The organism is Microbacterium sp. Z6_144 (assembly GCF_057197625.1).
Genome location: NZ_JBXVPT010000001.1, coordinates 1,520,046 through 1,533,517 on the forward strand (window position 1 = coordinate 1,520,046; position 13,472 = coordinate 1,533,517).

The 13,472-nt window shown below is 70.6% G+C and carries 7 protein-coding genes; 3 read left to right on the forward strand and 4 right to left on the reverse strand.

Annotation, left to right across the window (positions count from 1 at the left end):
- Positions 1-35: 35 nt before the first annotated feature.
- The 3 genes from glgB to glgX form a co-directional block, all read right to left on the reverse strand.
- Complete coding sequence (gene glgB, locus AC2DGY_RS07460; RefSeq protein ID WP_484509062.1) at positions 36-2,216, reverse strand: 1,4-alpha-glucan branching protein GlgB; 2,181 nt, start codon at positions 2,214-2,216, stop codon at positions 36-38.
- The gene (locus tag AC2DGY_RS07465) at positions 2,213-4,291 is read right to left on the reverse strand and encodes a maltotransferase domain-containing protein (RefSeq protein WP_484509063.1); all 2,079 of its coding nucleotides are present in this window, start codon (positions 4,289-4,291) and stop codon (positions 2,213-2,215) included. The genes glgB and AC2DGY_RS07465 overlap by 4 nt, the downstream gene beginning before the upstream one ends.
- Before the next feature lie 74 nt (positions 4,292-4,365).
- A complete protein-coding gene (gene glgX, locus AC2DGY_RS07470) occupies positions 4,366-6,453 on the reverse strand; it encodes a glycogen debranching protein GlgX (RefSeq protein WP_484509064.1) in 2,088 nt (695 codons plus the stop codon).
- A 53-nt stretch (positions 6,454-6,506) separates the two neighbouring features.
- Here glgX and AC2DGY_RS07475 point away from each other — a divergent pair, with 53 nt between their 5' ends.
- The 3 genes from AC2DGY_RS07475 (at position 6,507) to ligA (ending at position 11,540) form a co-directional block, all read left to right on the forward strand.
- Positions 6,507-7,685: a cysteine desulfurase family protein gene (locus AC2DGY_RS07475; protein ID WP_484509065.1), complete on the forward strand. Its 1,179-nt coding sequence runs from the start codon at positions 6,507-6,509 to the stop codon at positions 7,683-7,685.
- A 238-nt stretch (positions 7,686-7,923) separates the two neighbouring features.
- Positions 7,924-9,021, forward strand: coding sequence for a tRNA 2-thiouridine(34) synthase MnmA (gene mnmA / locus AC2DGY_RS07480; protein ID WP_484509066.1), 1,098 nt, complete (start codon positions 7,924-7,926; stop codon positions 9,019-9,021).
- 191 nt (positions 9,022-9,212) lie between these two features.
- Positions 9,213-11,540, forward strand: coding sequence for an NAD-dependent DNA ligase LigA (gene ligA / locus AC2DGY_RS07485; RefSeq protein ID WP_484509067.1), 2,328 nt, complete (start codon positions 9,213-9,215; stop codon positions 11,538-11,540).
- A gap of 226 nt (positions 11,541-11,766) precedes the next feature.
- On the opposite strand, the gene AC2DGY_RS07490 is transcribed toward ligA, so the two are convergent.
- Positions 11,767-13,464: a long-chain-fatty-acid--CoA ligase gene (locus AC2DGY_RS07490; RefSeq protein ID WP_484509987.1), complete on the reverse strand. Its 1,698-nt coding sequence runs from the start codon at positions 13,462-13,464 to the stop codon at positions 11,767-11,769.
- Positions 13,465-13,472: the final 8 nt, after the last annotated feature.

A 13,472-nucleotide genomic window follows, 5' to 3' on the forward strand; every position in this document is an offset into this window, starting at 1 on the left:
GTTCTCGTCGGCCCGAGGTGTTCTCGCGAAGGCGATCAGCCCTTGCCGGTGGCAGGGAGGCGGGCGGCGTCTTTGCGGTGGTGCAGCCACAGCACGCCCAGTGGCGGGAGCGTCAGCACCGCACGGCCGTCCTCCTCGGCGCGGACGAGTCCGAGGTTTCCGATCCCCGAGCCGCCGTACTCGGAGGCGTCGGTGTTGAGGATCTCACGCCACACGCCCCCCTCGGTCAGCGTCAATTCGTATCCGGTGATGGGCTCGCCGGAGAAGTTGCACACCACTGCGACCGTGTTCCCGTGCCAGTCGCGCCGGGCGAAGGCGAGCACATTCGTGTTCCACGAGGGCCCACCCAGCCGGGTGAACGCCGCCCCGTCCGAGTCCCGCGACCACAGTGCCGCCTGCTCGACGTAGACGCGGTTCATCGCCCCGACGAAGTCGTGCAACTGCGCGTGCGACGGCTGCTCCAGCATCCACCAGTCCAGCCCGCGCCCCTCGGCCCACTCGGACATCTGTCCGAACTCCTGACCCATGAACAGCAGCTGCTTACCGGGGTGGCCCCACATGTACGCCAGGAACGCGCGCATGTTGGCGAGCTTCTGGGCGTGGTCGCCGGGCATCCGTCCGAACAGGCTCCCCTTGCCGTGCACGACCTCGTCGTGACTGATCGGCAGGACGAAGTTCTCGCTGAACGCGTAGACGAACGAGAACGCCAGCTCGCCCTCGTGGTGCGCGCGGTAGAGCGGGTCGCGCGCCATGTACTGGAGCGAGTCGTTCATCCAGCCCATGTTCCACTTCAGCCCGAAGCCGAGACCCGCGTGATCGGTGGATGCGGTGACACCGGGGAAGCTCGTGGACTCCTCGGCGATGATCGCGATACCGGGGTAGCGCTTGTACGCGGTGCCGTTGACCTCCTGCAGGAACCGGATCGCCTCGAGGTTCTCCCGCCCGCCGTACTGGTTCGGAGCCCACTCGCCGTCGTTGCGGGAGTAGTCCAGGTACAGCATCGAGGCGACGGCGTCCACGCGGAGGCCGTCGACATGGAACTCCTCCAGCCAGTACAGGGCATTGGCCACGAGGAAGTTGCGCACCTCGTTGCGCCCGTAGTCGAAGATCAGCGTGCCCCAGTCCTTGTGCTCGCCGCGCCGCGGGTCGGGGTGCTCGTAGAGAGGTTCGCCGTCGAAGCGGGCCAGGGCGAAGGCATCCTTGGGGAAGTGCCCCGGAACCCAGTCCATGATCACGCCGATGCCCGCCTGGTGGAGGCGGTCGATGAGGTAGCGGAGGTCGTCCGCCTCGCCGAACCGACTCGTCGGCGCGTAGTAGCCGGTGACCTGATAGCCCCAGGAGCCCCCGAACGGATGCTCGGAGAGGGGGAGGAACTCCACGTGCGTGAAGGCCTGCGCCGTGACGTACTCGATGAGCGGATCGGCCGCGTCGCGGTACGACAGCCCCGGACGCCAGGAGCCGAGGTGGATCTCGTAGATCGACATCGGGGAGGACAGCGGTGTGGTGCGCGCACGCTTGGCCATCCACGCGTCGTCCTCCCACACGTAGGTGGAGTGCGCGACGACGGATGCGGTGGCCGGAGGCTTCTCGGCGTACCGGGCCATCGGGTCGGCCTTCTGGATCCATCCGCCGCGGCGGGTGAGGATCTCGAACTTGTACGTCTCGCCGGCGCCGATCCCCGGGACGAACAGCTCCCACACGCCGCTTCCGCCCATGGAGCGCATGGCGTGGCCGGTGCCGTCCCAGCCGTTCATGTCGCCGATCACGCGGACCGCGCGCGCATCGGGGGCCCACACGGTGAACGCCACACCACGGGAGCCGTCGATCGTGCGCACGTGCGCACCGAGCACGCGCCACAGCTCTTCGTGACGGCCCTCGCCGATGAGGTGCAGATCCATCTCACCGATCACGGGAAGGTGCCGGTACGGGTCGTCGACGGTGTACTCGGAGCCGTCTTCGTAGGTCGCCGTCACCGTGTAGGCGCGCGGGTGGCGGGGGAGGGCGGCCTCCCAGATGCCCGCGCGGAGGTGCTCGAAGCGCACCTCGGTGCCGCCGGCGAGGTTCGCGACGACGGTGGTGGCCAGCGGCCGGCGGGTGCGGATCAGCCACGTCCCGTCGTCGGCGGTCTGGACGCCGAGAACGGCGTGCGGGTCGTGGTGGGTTCCGGCGGCGACGGCGTCCAGGAGGCCGGCATCGGGAGTGGTCACACCGGTCATCGGAGCTCCTTCACGTGCAGGATGTGCACCGGTTCGGTGAAGGCATCCAGGCGCACGTAGTTGTGATCGGTCCAGGTCCAGACGGCACCGGTGACGAGGTCCTCGACCTCGTACGGGGTGCCGGGCGCGATGCCCCAGACGGTGGTGTCGAGGTGGATCGTCGTGTGGCGCACGGAGTGCGGGTCGACGTTGGCGACGACGAGGATCGTGTCCGAGACCCCGGTCGGGGACAGCGCGGCATCCAGGTGCTTGGAGTAGACGAGGATGGCGTCGTCGTCGCTCCAGTGCACCGACAGGTTCCGCAGCTGCGCGAGCGCGGGATGCGCGCGGCGGGCGCTGTTGAGCATCCGGAGGTAGGGCGCGAGCGATTCCCCGCGCTCCTCGGCGCCCTCCCAATCGCGGAGCTTGTACTCGTACTTCTCGTTGTCGATGTTCTCCTCGGACCCCGGGCGGGCGACGTTCTCGAACAGTTCGTACCCGGCATAGACGCCGTATGTGGGGGCCGCGGTGGCGGCGAGGGCCGCGCGCACCTTGTAGGCGGCGTGGCCGCCGAACTGGAGGTACTCGGTGAGGATGTCGGGGGTGTTCACGAAGAGGTTCGGCCGGAGGAAGTCGTCCGTCTCGGTGGCGAGGGAGGTGAAGAATTCCGCCAGCTCCTCCTTGGTGTTCCGCCACGTGAAGTAGGTGTAGCTCTGCTGGAAGCCGGCCATCCCCAGGCCCTGCAGGGGCGCCGGACGGGTGAACGCCTCCGCGAGGAAGACGACATCGGGATGCTCCGCATTGACCGTGGCGATCAGCCACTCCCAGAACTGCAAGGGCTTGGTGTGCGGGTTGTCCACCCGGAAGATCTCCACGCCCTGGGCGATCCAGTGGCGGACGATCCGGAGCACTTCGGCGCGGATCCCCTCGGGGTCGTTGTCGAAGTTGATCGGATAGATGTCCTGGTACTTCTTCGGGGGGTTCTCCGCGTACGCGATCGAACCGTCGGGGAGGGTCGTGAACCACTCCGGGTGCGCCGTCACCCACGGATGATCGGGCGAGGCCTGCAGTGCCAGGTCGAGTGCGACCTCGAGGCCTTCGGCACGGGCCGCCCGGACGAACGCGCGGAAATCCGCGAGCGTCCCGAGGTCGGGGTGCACGGCGTCGTGACCGCCCGCGGACGATCCGATCGCCCACGGGGAACCCGGATCCTCCGGCCGTGGGTCGAGGGTGTTGTTGCGGCCCTTGCGGTTGGTCGTGCCGATCGGATGGATCGGCGGCAGGTAGAGCACGTCGAAACCCATCTGCGCGACGCCCGGTAGCCGACCGGCTGCCGTACCGAACGTCCCGGATTCGATCGTGCCGTCGTTCAGCGTGCGGGCGCCCTCGGAGCGGGGGAAGAATTCGTACCACGAGCCGACGCCGGCTCGCTGCCGCTCCACGAGCAGCTCCAGGTCGTCGCCGACCGACCCGAGGGTCGCCAGCGGTCGCTCGGCGAAGTACCCGGCGATCGTGGGGTCGCCGACGATGCCCAGGGCCGCCTCGTCGGTGATCGCAGGGTCGCGGAGGGCCGCTGCCGCGCTCTGGAGCGCGATACGCTCCGCGCGCGGTCGGTTCCTGTCCGCGACGGCGCGATCGAACAGCAGCGCACCGGTCTCCCGCATGAGCGCGGGGTCGACGCCGGCGGCGATCTTCACTTCGGCGGCGTGCTGCCAGGTGGCGAAGTCATCCGAGAAGGTCTCGAACCGGAAGCGCCAGATGCCCTGCTCGAGGGGCACGATGAGCGTCGACCACTGGTCGAGGCCGTTGTCCAGCGCCGACACACGGTGCAGCGACTCATCGCCGGAGGGGGAGAAGAGCCGGACGTGGACGCCGATGAGATCGTGCCCCTCCCGGAACGCCGTGACGGTGAACGGCACCGCCTCCTCGACGTAGGCCGATGGCCGGTACCGGCCGCCGGGCACGGACGGCCGGGGGGCGACGATCGGGAGGCGCGGTGTCACGGTGAGCGAGGCGGTGGAGACCGCCGGGCGCTCCGGGATGGCACTGCCGCTGCGCCACGGACGGGGAATCGGGGATCGCGTCTGAGGAGCCACGTGTCGAACTTACCGCGGGCGTCGCGGCCGACGCGGGAGCACCGCGGACGGTTGACAAGCGACCGGTGGTGCGATCAGTGGACGCGGAACAGGTGCATCGATGTGCCCGGCATGGTCACGACGTCGCCTGGTGCGTACGCGTTCGCGTCCGTATGCGGGCGTTCGTCCGCGCTGGACCAGAGCGAGACGAACCGCTCCGCGCCGGCGAGCTGCGGGAGGGTCACGTCCACAGGCGCCTCGATCCCGTGGACGGCGAGCAGGATGCGGTTGGGCGCCTCGTGCTCCGGGGTGGATGCGGCGACGTACTGCAGCGTCCGGTGAGCGGGGTTCGTCCATCGCTCGAGCGACATGGTCTCGCCGCTCTCGTCGAACCACTCCATGACTGAAGCCGAGGGGGTCCGCTCGCCCACACCGGCGAACCGTATCGGGCGCAGGGCCGGGTTGTCGCGGCGGAGCTGAAGGAGGCGCTGCGTGTGCGCGAAGAGATCGTCCTGCCAGGGCGCGTGCTGCCACGACAGCCAGGTCAGGGGCGAATCGTGGCAGTACGCGTTGTTGTTACCGCGCTGGGTGCGGCCGACCTCGTCCCCCGCGGTGAGCATCGGGATGCCGGCCGACAGCAGCAGCGTTCCGAGGAGATTGCGCATGGCCCTCCGGCGCGTGGCGAGGATCCGCTCGTCGTCGGTGCGCCCTTCGATCCCGTGGTTGAAGGATCGGTTCGTGTCCGCACCGTCGCGGCCTTGTTCCCCGTTGCCGAGGTTGTGCTTGACGTCGTAGGAGACCAGGTCGTGCAGCGTGAACCCGTCATGGGCCGTGACGAAGTTGACGCCGGCGAGGGGACCGCGCTCGGTGCCGAACGTGGTGGAGGAACCGGCAAGGCGGGTGGCCAACCCGCCGATACCCGCGGGGGACGTGTCGGCGCGGCGGGCGTAGTCGACGTCGCTGAGCCAGAAGTTGCGGACGTCGTCGCGATAGCGGTCGTTCCACTCGTGCCATCCGGTGCCGAAGTTGCCCGTCTGCCAGCCGCCCAACCCGACGTCCCACGGCTCGGCGATCTTCTTCACTCCCGCCAGCGCCGGGTCATCGATGATGGCGCGCAGGAGCGGATGGTCGGGGGTGAACACGTGTCCGGCGTCGCGTCCGAGCGTGGCGGCGAGGTCGAAGCGGAACCCGTCGACCTGCACGTCGTTCGCCCAGTAGCGGAGCGAATCCAGCACCAGTCGTGCGGCGGCATCGGTCGCGGTGTTGACGGCGTTGCCGCATCCGGTGACATCCACATACGTGCCGTCGTCGGTCTGCCGGTAGTAGGAGCGGTTGTCCAGTCCCCGCAGGCTCGTCCGCGGACCGCCGACCCCCTCCTCCGAGGTGTGGTTGTACACCACGTCGAGGATGACCTCCAGACCCGCCTCGTGGAGGAGGCGCACCATCCCCTTGAATTCGCGGAGCACGGCTTCGGGTCCTCCGCGCTGGCTCTCGGACGTGGCATACGCGGAGTGGGGCGTGAAGAAGTTGAGGGTGTTGTACCCCCAGTAGTTGGCGAGCCCGAGGTGGAGCAGGCGGGGCTCGGTCACGAACGCGTGGACGGGGAGCAGCTCGACGCTGGTGATCCCCAACCGGAGGAGATGGTCGATCATCGCGGGGTGCGCGAGCCCCGCGTACGTCCCGTGAAGGGCGGGCGGGACGCCCGGGTGCTTCTTGGTGAGGCCCTTCACGTGGCCTTCGTAGATGACGGTGCGATCCAGCGGCACGCCCGGTTTCGTCACGCCTCCCCAATCGAAGGACCCGTCGACCACGACGCCCCGGTGGTCGCCGTAGCCGCCGGTCACGATGCCGCGCGCGTAGGGATCCAGGAGGAGGGATTCGCGGTTGAACAGCTGGCCCGCGCCCACCGGGCCGTCGGCGCGCACCGCGTACCGGGCTCCCGGGCGGAGGAGCTCCGTCGTCACCGTCCACACGCCACCGCCGACGTCGGACAGCGGGAGGGCGGCCACCGCCCAGTCCAGGTCGGTGTCGTCGAAGATCACGAGTTCGATCGCGTCGGCATGGGCCGACCACACGCGCAGGGTTCCGCCGTCGGGACCCTGCCTGACCCCGAGGTCGTCCAAGGCGGCGCTCTCCACGCCCACCGGAGCGGGTCGTCGCGCAGGGGGGTCGAGCCGCTCCATGCGTTCTACAGTAGTTACGCCGTGGGTCGGGCGCGTTACGGCGGGAGGTGGCGATGTCGGTCTATCTGGACCATGCCGCGACGACGCCGCTTCGGGATGAGGCGCGCGACGCGTGGCTCGCGGCCGCATCCGTCGGCGGCAACGCGTCCTCGATCCACGGCGGCGGTCAGGCCGCCCGCCGCCTGCTCGAGGAGGCCCGCGAGCGCCTGGCGGCGGTGATCGGCAGCGACGCGGTGGAGGTGGTCTTCACCTCCGGCGGTACCGAATCGATCAACACGGCCGTCAAGGGCCTGTGGTGGGGACGCGGCGACCGCCCGGGCACCGTGGTCCTCCCCGACGGTGAGCACCACGCCACCCTGGACGCGATCGCGTGGCTGGTCGGACACGAGGGCGCGGTGCTCTCACGGGTCGCGCTGGATGCGGTGGGCCGGATCCGCCCCGACGCCTTCGGCGCCGCCGCACGGGATGCGGCCTTCGCCACCGCTCTGGTCGCCAACAACGAAGTCGGCACCGTCCAGGATGCCGCGGCGCTGGCCGCCGCATCCGCCGACGCGGGCGTGCCCCTGCACCTGGACGCCGTCTCGGCGTTCGGTCATGTGCCCATCGATTTCGCGGCGTGGCGGGGAAACGCCGCGGACGGTGCGGGGCTGGTGGCGCTGAGCTTGTCGGCGCACAAGGTCGGCGGACCGGTCGGTGTGGGGGCGCTCGTGGCGTCGCGTTCGGTGCGACTGGGGCCGCTCGTGCACGGCGGCGGCCAGCAGCGGGGCCTCCGGGCGGGAACCCAGGATGTGGCCGGAGCCGTTGCGTTCGCCGTGGCGGCCGAACTGGCCGAAGCGGAGCGGGAGGCGGAGGCCGCGCGTCTGTCGGCCCTGCGCGACACGCTCCTCCGGGGCATCCGGGAACGCGTGCCCGGCGCCGAGGTGCTGGGAGATCCGGTGGACCGGTTGCCCGGCAACGCGCACGTGCTGTTTCCGGATGCGGCGGGGGAGACGCTGCTGTTCCTCCTGGATCAGGCCGGGATCGCCGTCTCGACGGGATCGGCGTGCCAGGCCGGCGTCGCCGAACCGTCGCACGTCGTGCTGGCCCTCGGACGCACCGACCGAGAGGCGCGCTCGGTGCTCCGCCTGACGCTGGGGCGCACCTCCACCGACGACGATGTCGCGGCGTTCCTCGCGGCCCTTCCGGACGCGTACGCGCGCGCCGCATCGGCCGCCGCCCGCGCTCGCCGCTGATCCCTGGCCGCCGCCCGCGCTCGCCGCTGGCCCCTGGCCCCTGGCCGCTGACGCCCCGCCGGACACGTTCAAAATTCAGGAGACACGCCGAGGGGACGGGCCGGACGGGCCGGTACAGCGCCGAATCTCCTGAGTTTTGAACGGCAGCGGCCGAGATGATCCGGCCGCCGCCGGGCACGCCGGGAGCTGGCGGCGCACCCGGCGCCCGTACAGAGGTGCCGCTCGTAGACTGGGAGGCATGCGGATCCTGGCGGCGATGAGTGGTGGCGTCGACTCCGCCGTCGCGGCCGCGAGGGCCGTGGAGGCGGGACACGACGTCGTCGGCGTGCACCTGGCCCTCTCCCGCGCCGGGGGGACCCTTCGTGCCGGCAGCCGCGGATGCTGCACGATCGAGGACGCGATGGATGCGCGCCGCGCGGCCGATCGCCTCGGCATCCCGTTCTACGTGTGGGACTTCTCCGAGCGCTTCCGCGAAGACGTGATCGACGATTTCATCGCCGAGTACCGCGCGGGTCGCACACCCAACCCCTGCATGCGGTGCAACGAGCACATCAAGTTCGCCGCGCTCCTGGAGCGGGCGCTCGAGCTCGGTTTCGATGCGGTCTGTACCGGGCACTATGCCGCTCTGGTCGACGGGCCCGACGGCCGCGAGCTGCATCGGGCATCGGATGCGGCGAAGGACCAGTCCTACGTCCTCGGCGTCCTCACCGCCGAGCAGCTCGCGCACACCTACTTCCCCCTCGGGGACACGCCGTCCAAGGCCCTCGTGCGTGCCGAGGCCGAGGCGCGCGGCCTGACGGTCGCGCAGAAGCCCGACAGTCACGACATCTGCTTCATCCCCGACGGCGACACGCGGGGGTGGCTCGCCGAGAAGGTGGGCGCCGAACAGGGCGCCATCGTCGACCGCACCGGCGCCGTGGTCGGCTCTCACGAGGGCGCCGCCGCGTACACCGTGGGGCAGCGCCGCGGACTGCAGCTGGGCACGCCCGCTCCCGACGGCAAGCCCCGCTTCGTGCTCGAAGTGCGCCCGGTGAGCAACACGGTCGTCGTGGGGCCGAAGGAGGCCCTGGCCACCGCGGAGATCTCCGGCAGCCGGTACACGTGGGCGGGCCGCGCGCCCCGCGAAGGCGCCTTCGCGTGCCACGTGCAGATCCGGGCGCACGCCGATCCCGTGCCCGCACGGGCGGTGTGGGCCGACGGCACCCTGGCGGTGACGCCCGACGAGCCGTTCGATGGCGTGGCACCCGGGCAGACCGCGGTGCTGTATGACGGCACCCGCGTGATCGGTCAGTTCACGATCGACCGCACGGTTTCTGCGGTACCGGTTCCCGCCTGAGCCCGTGCCCCCGCCGGCGCGGTTCCCCTGCCGCCCGCGTTCGTCCGCCCGGCGGTGCCGGCCCGCGCCATCCATGTCTCACCAATTGCAGTGTGCGGGCCCGATTCCGGCGAATAGTGAGACATGTGGTGCCGGAAGTGAGACATGCGCAAGGGCGGGGTGGCGTCGGTGGCCCTCCCTAGACTGGCCGGGTGGCGAACGGTGACCAACTCCCCGACCTGACCCTCGACGAGGCGCGCGCGCAGGCGGCAGAGCTCACCACGCGCATCGTCGACGCGCGCGATGCCTACTACGGGCGTGATGCGGAGATCGTCGACGACGCCACTTATGACGAGTGGATGCGGCGGCTCGAGCAGATCGAGCGGCTCTATCCCGAACTCCAGGGGCAGGACAGCCCCACGCAGTCGGTGGGCGCCGCCGAGAGCACGATGTTCGCGCCGATCGAGCATGCCGAGCGGATGCTGAGCCTGGACAACGTCTTCAGCTCCGACGAACTGCGTGACTGGTGCGTGAAGACCGCGGCCTCCGCGGGCCGGCCGATCCGCTGGCTCACCGAGCTCAAGATCGACGGACTCGCGATCAGCCTGCGCTACGAGAACGGCGTCCTCACCTCCGCCGCCACCCGCGGGGACGGGCGCGTGGGCGAGGACGTCACCGGAAACGCGCTGCAGGTGGCAGGGATCCCGCAGCGCCTCTCCGGTACGGGCCACCCGCCGCTCGTGGAGGTGCGCGGGGAGGTGTTCATCCCGGTAGCGGCCTTCGACGAACTCAACGCTCTTCAGGCTCGCCTGCGTGAACGGGTCTTGGCGGACTCCCTCGCCCGCGGCGGCGACGAGGAGAAGGCGACCCGCAGCGCCGCTCGACGGTTCCCCGCCTTCGCGAACCCGCGCAATGCCGCCAGCGGCGGACTCCGGCAGCAGCTGGAGAAGAAAAGCGGACTGGAACTGGAGGCCGGGAGGGCTCGCCTGCAGTCGCTGCGGCTGTTCGTGCACGGCATCGGGGCGTGGCCGGCGCCCCCGGTGTCGTCGCAGAGCGAGGTGTACGGCCTGCTGGCGGAGTGGGGACTGCCGACGAGCCCCTATTTCCGCACCTCCGATGACATCGACGGCGTGCTGGAATTCGTCACCGAATACGGCGAGCACCGCCACGCCGTCGAGCATGAGATCGACGGCGTGGTGGTGAAGGTCGACGAGCTGGCGCTGCATGACGAGCTGGGCGCCACCAGTCGCGCGCCGCGCTGGGCGATCGCGTACAAGTACCCGCCGGAGCAGGTCAACACGAAGCTCCTGGACATCGTGGTGTCCGTGGGGCGCACCGGCCGCGCGACGCCGTTCGCCGTGATGGCCCCCGCCCGGGTCGCCGGCAGCGTCGTGCGCCAGGCCACGCTGCACAACCAGGACGTCGTCAAGGCCAAGGGAGTGCTCATCGGCGACACCGTGGTGCTGCGAAAAGCCGGTGATGTCATCCCCGAGGTGCTCGGCCCCGTCGTGGAACTGCGTGACGGCAGCGAACGCGCCTTCGTCATGCCCACCGAGTGCCCGGAATGCGGCTACCCGTTGAGCCCGGCGAAAGCGGGCGACATCGACCTGCGCTGCCCCAACACGCGGGCGTGCCCCGCTCAGGTGCGCGGACGGGTGGAGCACATCGGCTCGCGCGGCGCGCTCGACATCGAGGCGCTCGGCGAGGTGACCGCGGCCGCCCTGACCCAGCCGAGCGTGCCCGAGGAGCCCCCGCTGGAGACCGAGGCCGGGCTGTTCGACCTCACGCTCGACCAGCTCGTGCCGATCGAGGTGATCGTCCGCGACACCGAAACGGGCGAGCCGCGTGTGGATGAGAAGACCGGCGATCCCGTGCGGCGGGCGCCGTTCCGGCGCAATCCCAGTGCCGCGGAGAAGAAAACCGGCGCGACCGGACCGCAGCCGTCGGCGCAGGCGGTGACGCTCCTGGAGGAGCTGGAGAAGGCCAAGACCAAGGAGCTGTGGCGCTTCCTCGTGGCGCTGAACATCCGTCACGTCGGCCCGGTCGCTGCGCGCGCCCTCGCACAGTGGTTCGGGTCGGTCGATGCCATCCGCGCAGCCTCGCGGGACGAGCTCGCCGCCGTGGACGGCGTGGGCGGCATCATCGCGGATGCGGTGACCGACTGGTTCGCGGTGGACTGGCACCGGGAGATCGTCGAGCGCTGGACTGCGGCGGGCGCGCAACTGACGACGCCCGGCCACCCCGGGCCCGGAGCGGCGGCCGAGGGCGGCGGGGTCCTCGACGGGGTCACGGTGGTCGCCACCGGCTCGCTCGAGGGGTATACGCGCGAGGGCGCCCAGGAGGCGATCCTCCGCGCCGGCGGCAAGGCGGCATCCAGCGTCTCGAAGAAGACCGACTTCGTCGCCGCGGGACCGGGAGCGGGGTCGAAGCTCGGCAAGGCCGAGGAACTGGGCCTGCGCATCATCGACGCCGCTCAGTTCCACGTCCTCGTGACGGAAGGTCCCGCAGCGCTCGACGCGATCGCACCGGACGCGGGCTGACGGGCCGGACCCTTCGACGGCTCAGGGACCGGCCTCGGCGTTTCGGGGGACTGGCCGGGCCCTTCGACAGGCTCAGGGACCGGCCGGGGTGTAGCGGGGGAGGGAGTGGGTCGCTGAGCTTGTCGAAGCGTCCGACGTTGCCGCTCTAGAGTTCCGGCCGGCCCCTTCGACAGGCTCAGGGACCGGCCGGGAGCACGACGGGCCGGACGTGTCCGAGCGGCCGGCGTCAGCGACCGGAGGTGAGAGCGAGGAGCCTCTCCCGCACCTGGCGGCGCAGCACCTTGCCGATCATCGAACGCGGTAGTTCGTCCACGACGAAGATCCGCCGAGGCACCTTGTAGGCCGTGAGGATGCTGCGCGCGAACGTGCGGATGGCCTCCACGTCGATCTCGCCCTCGCCGTCGGCGACGACCGCGGCGACCACCTCTTCCCCGGAGTGGTCGCTGGGCAACCCGACGACGGCGACGTCCGCCACGTGGGGGTGCTGCCGCAGGGCCGACTCGACCTCGGTGGGGGCGACGTTGAATCCGCCCGTGATGATCAGCTCCTTGATGCGGTCGACGATGCGGACGAAACCCTCGTCGTCGATCGTGACGATGTCGCCGGTGCGGAACCACCCGTCGACGAAGACCTCCTCGCTCTCCTCGGGTTTGCCGTAGTAGCCGCTGAACACCTGCGGCCCGCGCACCAGGAGTTCGCCCCGTTCGCCCGGCGCAACGTCCACCCGCGGGTCCTCCGGGTCCACCACACGGCACTCGGTGCCCGGAATCGGGAGCCCGACGGTTCCCGGCTTGCGGTTGTCCGCGACGGGATTGGCCATGAGCACCGGCGAGCACTCGCTGAGGCCATACCCCTCGACGAGGTAGCCGCCCGACGCATCCTCGAACGGCACCACGAGCTCATGCGGGAGAGCCATTGCGCCCGAGATGGCGATCCCGGTGCCGGCGATCGGAATACCCTTCTCCCGCGATGCGGTCAGGAGGCGCTCGGCGATCGGAGGGACCAGCGGCAGGAACGTCGCCGGATGCTTCTTGGTCACGGCGAGCACGAGATCGGGATCGAAACGCGGGAACAGCACCAGTCGCGCGCCCATCGACATCGCGAACGTCAGGCACAGGGTCAGGCCGTACGCGTGGAACATGGGCAGCACCGCGTACACCACGCATCCCTCGCCGCGGCGGATCAACGGCACCCATGCCCGCACCTGGGCGGCATTGGCGAGCAGGTTGCGGTGGGTCAGTGCGGCGCCCTTGGGTGTGCCCGTGGTGCCGCTGGTGTACTGGATGATCGCGAGGTCGTCGGTCGCCGGCTGCGGGTAGCTCGCCGGGAGCGGCTCCGCGTGCAGCAGGTCCTCCCACGTCGTGGTCCCGGAGACCTTGGCGTGGAGAGCAGCACGCGATTCGCGGGCCCGTGCGATGGGCAGACGCAGCGCGGCGCGCGTGCGAAACGGCATGGCACGCGTCACGTCGATGGACACGAGGGTGTCCACGCGCAGGTCGTCGGGGAACTGCTGAACAGTGCCGACCACCTTGCTCCACACGATCGCGTGCTTGGCACCGTGATCCTCGAACTGCTTGCGCAGCTCACGAGGGGTGTAGAGCGGGTTGTGCTCCACGACCACGCCGCCCAGGCGCAGCACGGCGTAGAACGCCACGATGTGCTGCGGGCAGTTGGGCAGCACGATGGCGACGGGGTCGCCCGCGCGCACGCCCCGAGCGCGCAGGCCTGCCGCGGCGCGGGCGATCTGGTCCTCGAGCTCGCGGTAGGAGGTGGTGCGCCCGAAGAACTCCAGGGCCGGGGCATCCGGGTAGCCGCGCGCGGATGCTGTCACGATGTCGCCGAGTGATCCGGAGACCGGGTCGAGGTCCGCGGGCACACCCTCCGCGTAGCTGCGAATCCAGGGCCGCGGCGGATCGTAGGTCATCGTCATCC